This window comes from Nocardiopsis rhodophaea (assembly GCF_039530945.1).
Lineage (GTDB): Bacteria > Actinomycetota > Actinomycetes > Streptosporangiales > Streptosporangiaceae > Nocardiopsis_C > Nocardiopsis_C rhodophaea.
In genome coordinates this window covers 294016-309060 of sequence record NZ_BAAAPC010000004.1, presented here as the reverse complement: position 1 = coordinate 309060, position 15045 = coordinate 294016, and the positions used below count along the sequence as shown (strand labels likewise).

Genomic DNA, 15045 nt, shown 5'->3' with positions numbered 1-15045 from the left:
GTGGCGGCCGGCGCGCGTGATTTTCACCGCCCTCCTGCTCCCTCGTCGTCCTCCCGGTTGACCCGCAGCGGCGGGGGCCGCACCGGACCGTCGCCGGTGCGGGCCCCGCCGGGCGCTCACTGCTCGGTGGTGTCCTGTTCCGACCGCTCCGGGGTGGTAGAGGCGGGCGGGGCTGCCGCCGCGGGGGCGGGCTCCCCGCCCGAGTCGTCGTCCCCCTCCTCGACCTGCTCCGCGGCGGGCGGTGTGGCGGGGCGATTGCGCAGCAGTGCCGCGAGCACCGCGACCGTGGGGGTGGCCAGGAACATCCCCGCGATGCTGGCGACCAGCCCGCCGATGGTGATCGCCAGCAGCACCACGGCGGAGGGCAGCTCCAGCGCCTTGCCGTAGACGCGCGGGGCGAAGACGTGGCTCTCCAGCTGCTGGACGATGACGACGACGGCGACGACGATGAGCGCGATGACCCAGTCCTCGGTGACCAGCGCGACGAGCGCGGCCAGCAGGCCGGTCACGAAGGCGCCGATGACCGGCAGGAACGCGCCGATGAAGGTGAGGACGATCAGGGGGATCGCGAGGCTGGGGTCGATCAGGAAGATCAGGAAGACACCGATGCCGACCGCGTCGATGAGGCCGACCAGGGCTACGCCGCGGACGTAGCGGCCCATCACCCCGTAGGCGACCTCCCCGGCGGCCCCCAGGGAGCGCCGCGTCTGCGCCGGGAAGAGGCTGAGGAGCCAGGTCACCAGCCGGTCGCCGGAGTGCACGAAGTAGATGGTCAGCACCAGGACCAGGATCAGGCCCACCAGGAGCTCGGCCACGCTGGAACCGGCGGCCCACGCCTGGCTGACCCAGGTGGCCCAGTCCTCCTGCAGCGCCCCTTGCGCCTGCTCGGTGATGTTCTTGATGAGCTGGTCGACCACCTTGGGGTCCTGCCCCATCGCCTCGGCCAGCTTCGGGAGGCCGTCCACGGCCTCCTGCACACTCTTGACCAGTCCGCTGAAGCCGTCGATGGCGGGCTGCACGATCATCGTGATGACGCCGCTGAGCACCACGAGCGCGCCGATCATGGAGATGGTCGTGGAGGACCCCCGCCCCATGCCGTGTCGGCGCATCCAGTTGGTGGGCGGCATGAGCAGGGCGGTGACGAAGACGGCCAGGACCACGGGGATGACCGCGAGCCGGATCTGCACCAGGAGGTAGATGATGACCGCGATGAACAGCCCGATGACGAGGATCCGCCAGGCGGCGGCGCTCATGCGGAACAGCAGGTCGTCATCGTCGGGGGCGGCCGCGTCCCGCGGGTCGGGCGCCGGTTCGGGATCGGGCTGCTCGGCCACGACCGTCCGCGCCGTCTTCCGCCTCTTCAAGAACGACTCCAGGAACGACCACGTCCCCGGCCGGTTCATCCACACATCGGCCCCTTTGCTGATTACCCTGCCGCGCACCCGGTCACCGGGCTGACCGCGGCCCCGGACGCGGACCGCGCCCCTGTTCCCGAACGGCACTCCCCCACGTCGCGGCCCCGCGGGGCCGCGTCGCCCGCGTGCACCTCGGCGACCGCGTCACAACTGCCACGGTTCCCGGACACGACCACTGTGCACGATCTCGTTGCCGAACGGAGCGAGCGCCACCGGGATCATCTTCAGCGAGGCCCAGGCCAAGGGCAGGCCGATGATGGTCACGGCCAAGCCGAGCGCCGTCGCGATGTGGCCGATGGTCAGCCACCACCCGGCCACGATGATCCAGATGACATTGAGCAGTGTACTGCCGCCGCCCGCCCCCGGCCGGCGCGCGAGTTCCCGGCCGAACGGCCACAGCGCGTAGTTCGCCATGCGGAACGAGGCGACACCGAAGGGGATGGTGACAATGAGGACGCAGCAGATGAGGCCGGCGACCACGTAGCCGAGCGCCAGCCAGAAGCCGGCGACGACCAGCCAGATGATGTTGAGAATAAGCCGCAGCAGAGCCACGCTTCCTCGTTTCTACGTTGGTATGCGGTTCGTCCGGAGGCCTGAGGATGACGGCGCCCCGGTTCATGTTTACCTCCATCGGACGATGTCGCGGCGCTGTCCGTTCCCTGCTGTCCCCCGCACTCTTCCCCTAAGGGTCGGGGGCACGGCGATTCGTGCCCCTGTCCGCAAGCCGGGTCGCCGATAGGGTCGGTGCGACGTTGCGTGGCGTCCTGGGCGCGGCCGCGCCCGGGACCTCATCCCCCGGCTCGACGGTTCGACGTAGAGGGAAAGGACCATTTGACCGTGCACACCGGCACGACGCGCATGACCAAGCACGGGCACGCCTGCGTGCGCCTGGAGCGGGACGGCGCCACCCTGGTCATCGACCCGGGAGGCTTCAGCGAACCCGATGCGGCGGTGGGGGCCGACGCCATCGCGGTCACCCACGAGCATCCGGACCACTTCGACCTGGACCGGCTGCGGGCGGCGGTGCGGGCCCGCCCCGGCGTGGAGATCTATACGCACGCGGGGATCGCCGCGCAGCTGGACGAGCTCCGCGACTTGGGCGCGCGGGTGCACGCGGTGGCCCACGGCGACACGCCCCGCATCGCCGGGTTCGACGCGCATGTTTACGGGGAGCGGCACGCGGTGATCCACCCCGACATTCCGGTCATAACCAACATCGGTTTCCGGATCGACACATCGGCTGGTGGGGTGTTCCACCCGGGGGACGCGCTGACCGTGCCCGAGGATCCAGTGACCACGCTCCTGGTTCCGGTGCAGGCACCGTGGTCGAAGGTGAGCGAGGTGATCGACTACCTCCGCCGGGTCGCGCCGCGCACCGCTCTCGCCATCCACGACGGCCTGCTCAACGAGGATGGAGCGGGCATCTACGCCCGCGTACTGAAGATGACGGTGGCCGACGTCGACTACACGCGGCTGCTCCCGGGCGAGCAGCACGACCTCTAGCTGCGCGGACGGCGCGGCGCCGTACCGTCTTGGTCTAGACCGGAATGTGATGCGTGCATCAGGGTCTCCCCCTAGGCACGGACCGAAATCCCCCATACGATGTCTGAGGTCTGGCTGAAGCAGGCCGGTTCTCGTGATTCACGACCAAAACCGGACAGATCCGCAAAGATCGGTCGCGGATCGGGCGGTTGAGGTAACGGTTGAGCGAGTAATTTCCCCACCCCCCGTGCGCAAGCGGGAGTGGGGATGGCATGATTACGTACCGGCTCGCAGGGAGTGCGGGATCGCCTCCCCGGCCGTTTGCGTGAGCGCCCGCCGTCTTCGGCGGATCTGCGCCGCAGTGGTCTCCGCCACACCGGGAACACCGAAGCATCGCACGGCGTTGCGTCGTGCGGGGTGCCTCACGCCGTATGACCAACGTTTTGTTCTGACCCTAGCTGTTCAACAGCTTACTAGCGAATTCAGTAGAGGTGGTTCAACCATGTCTCAGGTACGTCGGCAGGCCGCGCTGCGCCCCCGCCCGAGCTGGGGGTGGCAGGATGCCGCCGCGTGCCGGGGCGAAGACCTCGTGCTCTTCTTCGGCCCCGATGGCGAGCGCCAGCCGGAGCGGGAGATTCGCGAGCGCAAGGCAAAGGAAATCTGTGGTGCCTGCCCGGTCCGTACCGAGTGTCTCGACTACGCGATCTCGCGGCCTGAGAAGTACGGCACCTGGGGCGGCCTCAACGAAGACGAGCGGGCCTCGGAGCGCCGGCGCCGCATGCGCCGCGCCAACGCCGCCTGATCCGGCTTCTCTCCCCGGGCTCTGCCCCTGGCAGCGGGCGGAGGCATGACACCAGGTGTCCCCGTACCCGCGGGGATGATCCCAGTTCCCTTTGCGGCCCCGGCCTCAAATATTCACCCGTGGCGCCCCGACGTAGCACACGTCGAGGGCGCCACGGGTTTTCTGGCCCCTTTCTTTCCTCGCCATCCTCCGCAACCGCCACAGCACGCGGTCGTCGGGCCATGGCGCGCTGAGCGAGAACCGCTCCAGCACCGGTGGCGCCACCCCCGCGCTTCCCGGCCAGTGGCGCACCCGCACGACCCGACCGTGGCACGGGGCCGAGCACCGCGCGCCACGCGTCCCCCGCCCGAGTGCCGAATCAGAGGTGCCGGTCGAACCACTCGGCCACAGCGTCCCTGACCTCCTGCCACCCGCCAGGCTCACCGAGCAGCTGCTCGGCCCCGGGGACCACGCACAGCTCGTGCGGTGCTCCCATGCGACTCATCGCCCACTCGGCGAGTTCCCGGAGGAAGGAATCGTCGCCCTGGACCAGCACGAGGGTCGGCGCGCGTACGCCGGGCAGTCGCTCCTCGGCCAGGTCGATCCGGCCACCGTGGGCCGCGACCGCCGCGACGTCGTCGGGGCGCCCCGCGGCGGCCACCAGCGCCGCCGGCGCCCCGGCCCCCGACCCGAACAATCCGACGCGGGCGTCGCCCAGCTCGGTGGCCCGGCGCAGCCACCCCACCACCTCTTCCAACCGCTCGCCCAGCGTCATGGCGGTGACCTCCTCGCCCCCGCCATTGACGCGGTTCCACTCCTCCGCGGTGAACAGATCGATGAGCAGGGTGGCCAGCCCCGACCGGCGCGTCCGCGCGGCGACCGACCGGTGCCGCGGGTCGTGCCGCCCGTGGCCGAGCGCGACGACCACAGCCCCGCGCACGTTGGCCGGGGTCGCGAGATCCCCGTCGAGGTAGACGTCGCCCGCGCGGATGCGGACCGCGCGCTCCGCCTCGCCGCCGGTCTCGGCCTCGCGCAGTTCGGTCAACAGGGCCGTCACGTCGGCGTCGGTGAGCTGGGCGAAGTCGCGGTACCACTCCCCCACGGCATGGAAGTTCTCCGGCGCCGTCAGCACCACCAGGTCGTCGACCTCGGGGCGCAGCGCCTCCATCGCCGACTGCGAACCAACGGGGACCGCCAGCACGAGCCGCGCCGGATGGGCGCGGCGGACCATGCGCAGCGCCGAGCGCGCGGTGCCGCCTGTGGCGACACCGTCGTCCACGACGATCACATCCCGGTCGGCCAGGCGCGGCGCCCCGCGCGACCCGCGGTAGGCGCGCAGGCGCCGGTCCAGCTCAGCCCGTTCCTGGTCGACGGTGGCCATCAGCGCGTCCCGGGACACATGCAGGCGCGCGAGGGCGACGTCGTCGAAGGCGACCTGTCCGTCCTCGGCGATCGCGCCCACCCCCAGCTCGGCGTGGCCGGGCAGGCCGATCTTGCGCACCATCAGGACGTCCAGGGGGATCCGCAGACGGCGGGCCAGTTCGGCAGCGACCGGCACCCCGCCGCGTGGAAGGGCCAGCACGATGGGCTCATTGCGGAGGTCCAACGTGCGCACGCGCTCGGCGAGCCGACGCCCGGCCTCGGAGCGATCGGTAAACGGCAACGATACGGGTAGCGGATTCATGGTCATCCGGCGTCTCCGCCCGCCGGTGCGGCGGTGGCGACGCCGCTCCCCTCCCGAGGTGCGGTGGAGAAAGTGCTACCGGGATACCCGTTTCCCTACCTTGGACAACATCCTCGGCGAGCAAATCTCCACCCGTGGGCGACCGGGGCCGTCGAAGGCCCACGCCGCGGGGAACCGGCCGCGCCCCCAGGTCCCGCCTCAGCCCAGTGCCTTGCGGTAGTCGTTTTCCAGTACCGCCATGATCAGGGCGTCGTGGCGGCGCCCCTCCCACAGCAGTGCGTCGCGCAGGCGGCCCTCGACGCTGAATCCGCAGGCACGGTAGACGGCGATCGCCCGCATGTTGAAGGCGTAGACGTCGAGCCAGACGCGGTGCAGCCCCAGACGGTCGAAGGCGTACTCCAGCACCAGGCGAGTGGCCTCCTTGCCGATTCCCTGCCCGGTGAACTCGATGGCCGACAGCGCGATGCGGTAGGCGGCGCTCTCGTTGTCGGGATCGATGTCGTTCAGGGCCAGCTCACCGAGGAAGCGCCCCGACGACCGCTCGATGATGGCCAGATCCACCCGGTCGGCCTGCTCGCCTCTGGTGGCGCACCACTGGCGGACTTCGGTGTAGGTGAACCGCCGATGCGTCCCGGTCAGGCGGCGGACCTCCTGGTCCCGCATCGAGGCGTAGAAGTCGTCGGCGTGCTCCTCCCGTACCGGCACCAGGCGGACGTGCTCACCCGACAGAGTGGGTTTTTCACGCAGCGCGCTCAGGTCGATCATCGTTGAGGGGCTCCGGTCGTCATCGGCCGGACGAGCGGGGATCCGGCTGGGGGCGTCGCGATCGTCATAGGTCGGCGGAATCTGCCAGAAGATCATACGTATAGGGCACTCCCGATCGAACGCAACCCCTACGATGTCCGGACGCGCGGCGTCGCCAGAGGCCGCGTGGGCATCCGGGAGGCTCACGTGGCGATCGGTCGTCAAGCACGGACACCGGGTCGGGAGGCCGGCCACGCGCGGGGTGCGGTGGCGGTCCTCTTCCTCGTCAACGGGTTCACCTACACCAACGTGGTGCCGTGGCTTCCCGCGATCAAGGACAGTCTGGGCTTGTCCAACGCCGCTCTGGGGGCGGCGATCGCGGCGATGCCGTTCGGGGCGCTGCTGACCGGCATGCTGGCCGGTCCGCTGATCAGGCGGTTCGGCAGCGGCAGGGTCGCGGTGGCCTCAGGAGTGCTCGGCGCCGGTGTGCTCCCGTTGGTGGCGGCGGCGCCGCGATGGGGGACGTTGGCCGCGGCGCTGTTCGCGCTGGGATGCGCCGACGCGTGGATGGACTCAGCGATGAACGCGCACGCGCTGCGGGTACAGCGCCGCTACGGCCGGTCCATCATCAACCTGTTCCACGCGCTGTGGAGCATTGCGGCGGTCAGCGGGGGGCTGGTCGGAGCGAGCGCGGCGCAGCTGGGTGTCCCCCTGCCGGCCCACTTGGGAGGGGTCGCGGTCGTCCTCGCCGCCGCGGCGCTGGCGTCGTCCCGATTCCTGCTTCCGGGACCGGAGCACGCCGAACGCGACATTGGTGGCGGACCCGCGCAAGGGCCGCGGGACCTGCTGCGGCGTGCGCGTTGTGCGGTCGGAACGCTGCTGGCATTGAGCCTGCTGCTGATGCTAGCGGGAGCGATCGAGGACGCGGCTGCGTCCTGGGGCGCGGTCTACACGCACGGCGAGCTCGGTGCGCCGCTGATGCTCGCGAGCCTGCCGTTCATCGCCTGCCAGTCGATGATGACCGTAGGGAGGCTGACCGGCGACCGGCTGACCGACCGGTTCGGCGCGGTGGCGGTGGCACGCGGAGGCACGCTGCTGGCGGCCACGGGGATGGCGGGGGCGTTGCTGTGGCCGGGGACCGCGACGACGATCGCGGGGTTCGGCCTGGTCGGCCTGGGGGTGGCGACACTCTTTCCACTCACACTGGCGTCGGCTGGCGAAGTTCCGGGCGTGCGCAGCGGGGACGGGGTGGTGGTCGTGGGGTGGCTGGGACGCCTGGGGTTCCTGACGTTCCCACCGCTGGTCGGGACGGTCGCCGACGCTTCGTCGCTCGGGACGGCGCTGTGGCTGGTTCCGCTGGGGTCGCTGTGCGCGGCGCTGCTCGCCGCGACCCTGCGTCCGCGCGCGTAGATCCCGGTCAGATCACCCGAACTTAGGCCGTCCCGGGCCACAGTGGTGGCCCGGGACGGGATTGGGGATGTCCGCGTGCTCGGGCTCCTTGCTCAGTTCGCCGCCGTACCGTTCGGGCCAACAGCCCTACGGCATCGACGCCTCACGTCACGTGGTCGCCCGCGCGGTGATCGCCGCCTGTCCTAGCGCAGCTGCGGAGCGCGGCCCCGAGAGGCGAACACGGTCATCGCGCCGATACCGGCGATGACCGCACCACCGAGCACGAAACCCGACAGGTCGACACCGGTGACCGGCAGCTGCTGGCCGGCCTTGGTGGTGCCGCCACCGTTGGAGGACGTGCCCTGCTGCGGAGCGGTCTGGCCGTCGGCGTCGGTCGCACCCGAACCGGCTGAGCCCTGCTCACCCTGCGGACCCGTGGGGCCTTGCGGACCCTGAGGCCCCTGGGGCCCCTGGGGTCCCTGAGGGCCCTCAGGGCCGGGCTTACCGGGCTTACCCGGCTCCTCCGGAGTCCCGGGCTTCTCGGGGGTACCCGGGTTCTGGTCGTCGCCGGGCTCACCAGGCTGGTTCGGGTCCGGCTCACCGGAACCGTTGTCACCACCACCCGGTTCACCCGAGCCGTCGTCACCACCACCCGGCTCGCCAGGCTGGTTCGGGTCCGGCTCACCGGAACCGTTGTCACCACCACCCGGTTCACCCGAGCCGTCGTCACCACCACCCGGCTGACTAGAGCCGTCGTCACCACCACCCGGCTGACCAGAGCCGTCACCGCCGCCGGGTTCGCCGGCGCCGCTGTCGCCGCCGTCATCGCCCGGGTCGACGTCACCGCCGCCACCGTCGTCGCCCGGCTGCCCCTCGTCCACAGGCGGGGCGAAGGTCACCGGTGCCGTCTCCGCGGAAGCGGCGAGCGACGCCGTGGTGGCCGGAGCCCCCTGGGGGGCTTCGCTCGTGGTCGCAGGCGCTTCGGCGGCCTCGGGGGCCGCCTCCGCGACAGTGTCCGCGAACGCCGGGGCCGCGTGGAATCCGGCGGCCATCAGACCCGCGGCGGTCACAGTGACCGCGCGTGCTGTAAAGGACATCCTGCTCCTTTCTTTCATCGGGGGATACTTCTATTCGGGGGAGAGGGCATAGAGGTCGCCATTGGCGATGACGATGGCGCGGTCGCCGAGCAGCCCCCAGGGCCGGACCGCGTCCATGTCCATATCGATGGGGGCGCCGCCAGCAGGAACCGCGACACGGGCGCCGACGGCTTCGCCGTAGACCATGTCGCCGGCCACGCTGACGGGACTGAACCCCTCAAGCGTGCGCGCGTCACCGGATTCGAGGTCGAAGATCACCGGGCCGTAGGCCGCACGAGAGCCGTCCCGCACCCACCGGGCTTCAGCGAGTTCATCGCCGTCGACCGCGGCCGCGGCGATCGGTGCGCCGTCCTGGGCGTCGTGCACGGCGAGCAGGTCGTCGTCTCCATCCTCGGCTTCCCAGAGGACGACGGTGTAGTCCGCGCGGGCGGTGAGCAGCTCGATCGGCCGGTCGGCTCCGGAAGGCGCCTTCGGCACGATCTCCTTGCCGTCGGCGTCGTCGGCGGTCACCCAGATCCACCTGCCGGTCTTGACGCCCGTGAGGACACGGCCGCCGTCGGCGATCATCGCGCCGAACCCGGAGGGGACCTTGATCTTCGCCAGCTTCCCGCCGTCCGGGATGTAGGCATCGCTTGGATCGAGGACAAGGGGGCTCGTCCCGGCGAAGGTCACGCGGGCGTCGTCGGGCAGCTTGATGGCCTCGGGGTCACCTCCGCCGACCGGCCACTGCCACAGGGTCTCGTTGTCGGTGACCGCCATCCCGTAGCCGTCGTCCGCGCCCACGAAGACCGGTGCCCCCACGATGTCCGAGGAGGCGAGGGGAAGTTTGGCCGACCACTTCTGCTCGCCCTCGGGGTCGACGACCACGAGCTCGTCGTTGGGGTTGATGTAAGCGGCCAGGCTCCCATCGGGAGCGAGGGCCGGGCGGGTCCCGGTCCGTGTTGGGAGCCTCCACGCCGCTTCCCGCGAGAACCCCGGCGGTGCGGCGCGGGCCTCCAGGAGGACGCCGGATTCCTCGGCACCGCCGTTGTTGACCGTGGTGTTGGTCCCGTCGGGCCCCCAGACCCATACGGCACCGACAGCGAGGGCCGCGACAACCGCCAGCGCGCCACCGGACAGGGCGAGGGCGACCTTCTTTCCCTTCCTCTGGCGCTTGGCGGCGGGCCGAGCCACGAGTTCGGCTTCGCTACCGCCTGCCGCCCGGACCACACCCGTCGGGCTGATGATGAGCTGCCAGGCGCCGTTGGCGTCCCTGGCGTTGACCAGGACGGAACGGCCGAGGTGGGCGGCGTATCCGGTGGCGACGTCGAGCGCGGCGCGGCGGGTCTCCTTGGGGATGGAGCCGGTGACCACCTGGGTGCGTCCCTCGATGGTGATTTCCGCGCTGTGCTCGTCGCGCGAGATGACGATGACGACCGAGCCCCGCTGGCGTCCCGGTTCCCTGCGGCCGCTCACGCGATCGCCCGCCGGTCGGCACGCGGGTGCGGTCCGCAGTCCGGGCACACCGACGGGCGGCCTGCGGCGGATCCGTTGGGACAGGGACGCAGTCCTCGTCGCGGCGGAAACGCGGCGCTCATGATGATGGTGAACCTGTTCGTGATCGAGCGTGGGGCGCCAGCGGGACGCCCGGCACGGGGGTCGGGGGACATCTCAGTGCAGGAGGAAAAGAAGATCGGCCGCCACTGGGCCGTGACGTGATGGCGGGCCAACGAGATGATACTGACCTCGGACAACGCCCACGGTCGCAGCCGCACCCCTTAAGGCGGGGGCGCAGTGGCGCACGGGGAGCGTCGCACCGGATGCCCACATCGCCCAAACATCCCCTCACCTGCGGTAATTCTCCGTGAGCAGCAGGACAACCAGCGAAGGGGACGCGAATAACCCGGTTTAGGATCACCGCAATCAACCGAAAAGTTATACCGAAAATGTCCACATCCGGCCGTGGTAGAACAAGCCACTAGCTCGCCTCACGGCCCGTCACAGAACCGCGCCGGCCCGTGGCCGTGCGGCCACCGGTCCGCGGTCAGCAGGTACCCAGCATCTCCTCAAGACCGGCCTTGTCCTCCCTGGCGATCGGCAGGCCGTAATCGAGGGTGACATCGACGTAGGACACCGCGTAGCTGCATTGGAAGCCCTCGTACGGCTTCCACTCCCCCGGCCCCGCGTCGCCTTTCTGCATATTGGCCGGGCCATCGGAGGCAAAGAGGTTGTCCGGATCGTTGGCGAACTGCACGCGCTTGTCGCGATCCCACTCGCTGGCGCCCATCCTCCACGCGAGCGACAGCGGGACGAGGTGGTCGACCTGGACCGCCTGCGGCTTGTCGGCACTGAACTCGATCGTCTTACCGGTGTAGGGGTCCTCCAGTGTCCCCTCCAGCACCTTGCAGTCGGCGTTGACGCGGGCGTCCTCAAGGTCGCGGCGGAGGACGTCGTTGCGGGTGGAGCACCCGTTCTTGTCGGTGTCGATCCAGGAGGAACCGAACTCCTTGCGCTCGTAGTCGCCGCGGGGACGCGGCTCGGCGATTTCGATCTCCGCAAGGCGCTCCCGCGCCTCGGTGACCTCCTGGTCAGAGGGGTTCCAACGGTCGTCGGACGCCTCCGGAGACGCACCCCCCGCGCCGGATCCGGTCGAGGAGGAACCAGAACTCCCGTCCCTTCCCAGGAGATCGCCCGCTGCCTCGAAAAGATCCTTACCCGTGAGTGCGGAGGTCAGGGCGGCGAGTACGAGGAGTACGACCACAGAGGCGACAAGCCCCGTCAGCCGTCTCCAGCTGGGCACACCGGTCTCACGGCGGGAGGGACGGTTCATTCAATTCTCCTGCGTGCGCGTCAGAGGGAGGGAAACGGGAGGCCGACCCGCCGGAAAAACCGGGAGGAAGCCGACCAGACATGATCATGCCGGATCGCGCGATCCCGTCTCTCCCGCCGACCGCGTGCCTCTGCTCTCATTCCGCGCCGCGCACGCCGGGAGAGCGGTCCTCCTCGACCTCAGGCCCCTCCCCGAACTCCATGTCCTCCGCAGTGCCAGCGGTAGTCGCGGTGCGGCACGGAGCTGGGGCGGCGGAATCGTCCTGTTCCGGCCGTGCGCCGCCCGCCGTCGCTGCTTCCGGCTCGGGATGCTCCGGGGTCCCGCCATCCCCGTGGTCCTCCGCCTCCTCGTCGCGCCGGTCGTCATCGCCTTCGTCACCGCCCTCGGCGACCGTGCGCAGTGCGCGCTCGCGCCGCTCCACTAGGCGAGTCGCGTGGGCGTGGCGGCGGGCCGCGATCTCGGCTCGGGCGGCGGCGGTGCGGGCGGTCGGCCACATCGAGTCGATCTCGGCGTTGAGCAGGGAGCCCGCGAGGACCGCCATCGCCACCACCCAGAACCACGCCAGGATCGCGATCGGTGCGGCGAGCGATCCGTAGATGGTGACCTCGCCGAAGGAGCGGTTCAGGTAGAGGCGCAGGAGTGCCGATCCGCCCATCAGGATGAGCGTCGCCAGCACGGCGCCCGGCAGGTGGCGGCGCAGGGGCATCCGCACCGGAACCGCCAACGCGTAGAGCATGGCAACGGCGGCCACCGAGAGGCCGCCGACGACTGGCCAGTAGGCGAAGTTCAGCTGACCCGCGGTGACCGGGAGCAGTTCTCGCACCAGATCGGGCCCTGCCACCAGAACCGGCAGCACGATGAGGGCGAACAGCAGGCCGCCGAGGTAGGCGACGAACGCCAGCGCCCGCCGTCGGAAATAGCCGCGCAGGCCTTCCAGCCCGTAAGCGATGGTGATGGCATCGATGAAGACGTTCATCGCCCGCGACCCCCACCACAGCGACACCAGGAAGGTGAGGGAGAGGACGTTGGCCTCGGCGCCGCGCAGGAAGTCGTCGATCAGGGGGACGACGACCGTGCTGACGACATCGGCGGTCACCGCCTTCGTCGCCAGGTCGAGCATCCATTCGCGGATGTCCAGAACGGTCTGTGTCCCCAGCACGGCGCTGAGGTGGCCGAGGGTGCCCACCAGGCCCAGCAGCAGCGCGGGGAGCGACAGCAGGGCGAAGAACGCCGACTCGGCGGAGAGGCCGATGAGGCGGGTTCGGGCCGCCGAGCGGCCGGTACGCCCGATAAGGAGGGCGAGGTTGCCCAGCCGTCGGTGCCGGGCGACTACCTCGTCGACACCGCGCCAGATTCGTTCCCACCAACCCCACACGCGGTCCAACCTAGGCGCAGCCCCGCCACCAGCACCGCTTCCGATGACCGATCCGCGCATATCCATATGGATTCGATGGACGATCGTGACCAGCGCCGGCCGAGCACGGTCGGCCAGAGGTCACCCCACACGACCGGACACGACCGTAGGCGAAGGGCCCGCTCCGCGCGCCCGCCCCTCACACCACCCTCGAACCCCTGGACGTGACGTGCTTCACGAAGTACAGGCGACGTCGATCCCTGGACAAACCAACCTGCGCCATGTCATCGTCAAGTGCATGACTGCTGTTCTGGACCCGATGCTCCGCGTGCGCCGCCACGTGGACTTTCTGCGGGTCAGCAGCGCCATCTGTCGCAACGTCGGCTAGACCCCGCCACCACCGTGTGATCGATTCCGCCCATTTTCTGGGGCGTGAGTGGTGCCGACGTATACCCATCACCCGTAGACGAGCTACGTGACCAGAGCACAACGACGTGCCGGGCACGGAGCCCGGCGGTGATGCGCGCGGCGGCCGCTCCCCGCCCCCCGCGCACTCTCCGGAGGACTCCGCGATGCCTCCCACATCCGCACCGGCCGGCTCCGCACCCGCCGCCCCCACCGACCGCGTCGGCAAACCTCGGCCGCGCCGGGGCGAGGGCCAATGGGCCCTCGGCTACCGGGAACCACTGAACAAGAACGAGGAGAACAAGAAGAACGACGACGGGCTCAACGTCCGGCAACGGATCATCGACATCTACTCCAAGGCCGGATTCGACTCCATCGACCCCGCTGACCTGCGCGGCCGTTTCCGCTGGTTTGGGCTGTACACGCAGCGCGCACCGGGCATCGACGGCGGCAAGACCGCCGTCCTGGAGCCCGAGGAGCTCGACGACCGCTACTTCATGCTGCGGATCCGTATCGACGGCGGCCAGCTCAGCGCAGCGCAGCTGCGCACCGTCGCCGAGATCTCCACGGCCTACGGTCGCGACACCGCCGACATCACCGACCGGCAGAACGTCCAGCTGCACTGGGTGCGCATCGAGGATGTGCCCGCGATCTGGGAGAAGCTGGAGGCCGTGGGGCTCAGCACGATGGAGGCCTGCGGCGACACCCCGCGCGTCATCCTGGGCTGCCCGCTGGCCGGCATCGCCGCCGACGAGATCGTCGACGCCACCGACCAGATCCAGCAGGTCTACGACGACCACATCGGCAGCCCGCTCTTCTCCAACCTGCCGCGCAAGTTCAAGAGCTCGATCTCGGGGTGCTCCTCCTACTGCACCAACCACGAGATCAACGACGTGGCGTTCGCTGGGGTGGTCGGACCGGACGGCACGCCCGGGTTCGACCTGTTCGTCGGCGGCGGGCTGTCCACTAACCCGATGTTCGCCAAGCGGCTCGGCACCTTCGTCCGCCCGGAACAGGTCAGCGAGGTGTGGGCAGCGGTCTGCTCGATCTTCCGCGACTACGGCTACCGGCGGCTGCGGCACCGCGCGCGGATCAAGTTCCTGATCAAGGACTGGGGGGCGGAGAAGTTCCGCGAGGTGCTGGAGAAGGAGTACCTGGGTTACGCCCTACCCGACGGCCCCGAGCCGGAGCTGCAGGAGGGACTGCGCCGGGACCACGTCGGCGTGCACCGGCAGCGCGACGGGCGCAACTACGTCGGCTTCGCCCCCAAGGTGGGCCGGGTCTCCGGAACCAAGCTGACGCGGGTAGCCGACATCGCCGAGGCACACGGCTCGGACCGCATCCGCACCACTGCCGACCAGAAGCTGGTCATCCTCGACATCGAGGACGACCAGGTGGACTCGATCGTCGCGGCACTGGAGGCCGAGGACCTGGAGGTCCGGCCGAGCGTGTTCCGGCGGCAGACCATGGCCTGCACCGGCATCGAGTTCTGCAAGCTCGCCATCGTCGAGACCAAGGCGCAGGGCGCGTCACTGGTTGAGGAACTGGAGCGGCGGCTGCCGGACTTCCCGGAGCCGATCACGATCAACCTCAACGGGTGCCCCAACTCCTGCGCCCGCATTCAGGTGGCCGACATCGGGCTCAAGGGCCAGCTGGTCACTAACGCCGACGGCGAGCAGGTGGAGGGCTTCCAGGTGCACCTGGGCGGGGGCCTGGGGCTCACCGCCGGGTTCGGCCGCAAGGTGCGCGGACTGAAGACGACAGCCGAGGAACTGCCCGACTACGTCGAGCGGGTGCTGCGCCGCTTCCTGGAGACCAAGGAAGACGGCGAGGCGTTCGCGACGTGGGTCGGCCGGGCCGAAGACAGCGACCTCAAGTGAGTGAG

General features: G+C 70.2%; 13 protein-coding genes. 5 read left to right on the top strand and 8 right to left on the bottom strand.

The window, feature by feature from the left end; translation table 11 throughout:
* Positions 1 to 116: 116 nt before the first annotated feature.
* Together ABD259_RS06570 and ABD259_RS06565 are read right to left on the bottom strand one after the other, a co-directional pair.
* Positions 117 to 1442 carry an AI-2E family transporter gene (locus tag ABD259_RS06570; protein ID WP_344100175.1) on the bottom strand — a complete coding sequence of 442 codons (1326 nt, stop codon included), beginning with the start codon at positions 1440 to 1442 and terminating at the stop codon, positions 117 to 119.
* 117 nt (positions 1443 to 1559) lie between these two features.
* Positions 1560 to 1967 carry a YccF domain-containing protein gene (locus ABD259_RS06565; protein WP_344100173.1) on the bottom strand — a complete coding sequence of 136 codons (408 nt, stop codon included), beginning with the start codon at positions 1965 to 1967 and terminating at the stop codon, positions 1560 to 1562.
* A gap of 306 nt (positions 1968 to 2273) precedes the next feature.
* On the opposite strand from ABD259_RS06565, the gene ABD259_RS06560 reads away from it, so the two are divergent.
* Entirely contained in the window at positions 2274 to 2918 is a 645-nt protein-coding gene (locus ABD259_RS06560; protein ID WP_412759345.1) for an MBL fold metallo-hydrolase, read from the top strand.
* A gap of 481 nt (positions 2919 to 3399) precedes the next feature.
* Positions 3400 to 3699, top strand: coding sequence for a WhiB family transcriptional regulator (locus tag ABD259_RS06555; protein WP_269769149.1), 300 nt, complete (start codon positions 3400 to 3402; stop codon positions 3697 to 3699).
* A 358-nt stretch (positions 3700 to 4057) separates the two neighbouring features.
* Here the strand turns inward: ABD259_RS06555 and ABD259_RS06550 are convergent, their stop codons facing one another.
* Complete coding sequence (locus ABD259_RS06550; protein ID WP_344100276.1) at positions 4058 to 5362, bottom strand: phosphoribosyltransferase family protein; 1305 nt, start codon at positions 5360 to 5362, stop codon at positions 4058 to 4060.
* 198 nt (positions 5363 to 5560) lie between these two features.
* On the bottom strand, positions 5561 to 6127 hold the full coding sequence (locus ABD259_RS06545) for a GNAT family N-acetyltransferase (protein WP_344100274.1): 567 nt from the start codon (positions 6125 to 6127) through the stop codon (positions 5561 to 5563).
* Positions 6128 to 6313: 186 nt separating this feature from the next.
* Between ABD259_RS06545 and ABD259_RS06540 the strand changes: the two genes are divergently transcribed.
* Positions 6314 to 7516: an MFS transporter gene (locus ABD259_RS06540; RefSeq protein WP_344100170.1), complete on the top strand. Its 1203-nt coding sequence runs from the start codon at positions 6314 to 6316 to the stop codon at positions 7514 to 7516.
* Between the two features lie 182 nt (positions 7517 to 7698).
* Here the strand turns inward: ABD259_RS06540 and ABD259_RS06535 are convergent, their stop codons facing one another.
* The 4 genes from ABD259_RS06535 to ABD259_RS06520 all read right to left on the bottom strand — a co-directional run bounded on the left by ABD259_RS06535 (position 7699) and on the right by ABD259_RS06520 (position 12776).
* Positions 7699 to 8592 (bottom strand): hypothetical protein, encoded by an 894-nt coding sequence (locus ABD259_RS06535; protein WP_344160840.1) that lies wholly within the window; start codon positions 8590 to 8592, stop codon positions 7699 to 7701.
* A 30-nt stretch (positions 8593 to 8622) separates the two neighbouring features.
* Positions 8623 to 10047, bottom strand: a complete 1425-nt coding sequence (locus tag ABD259_RS06530; protein ID WP_344100166.1) for a hypothetical protein — start codon at positions 10045 to 10047, stop codon at positions 8623 to 8625.
* 568 nt (positions 10048 to 10615) lie between these two features.
* Positions 10616 to 11401 (bottom strand): HNH endonuclease family protein, encoded by a 786-nt coding sequence (locus ABD259_RS06525; RefSeq protein WP_344160838.1) that lies wholly within the window; start codon positions 11399 to 11401, stop codon positions 10616 to 10618.
* 136 nt (positions 11402 to 11537) lie between these two features.
* Complete coding sequence (locus tag ABD259_RS06520; RefSeq protein ID WP_344160835.1) at positions 11538 to 12776, bottom strand: YihY/virulence factor BrkB family protein; 1239 nt, start codon at positions 12774 to 12776, stop codon at positions 11538 to 11540.
* 277 nt (positions 12777 to 13053) lie between these two features.
* On the opposite strand from ABD259_RS06520, the gene ABD259_RS06515 reads away from it, so the two are divergent.
* Complete coding sequence (locus ABD259_RS06515; protein WP_332459723.1) at positions 13054 to 13143, top strand: putative leader peptide; 90 nt, start codon at positions 13054 to 13056, stop codon at positions 13141 to 13143.
* Positions 13144 to 13327: 184 nt separating this feature from the next.
* Complete coding sequence (locus tag ABD259_RS06510; protein WP_344160832.1) at positions 13328 to 15040, top strand: nitrite/sulfite reductase; 1713 nt, start codon at positions 13328 to 13330, stop codon at positions 15038 to 15040.
* Positions 15041 to 15045: the final 5 nt, after the last annotated feature.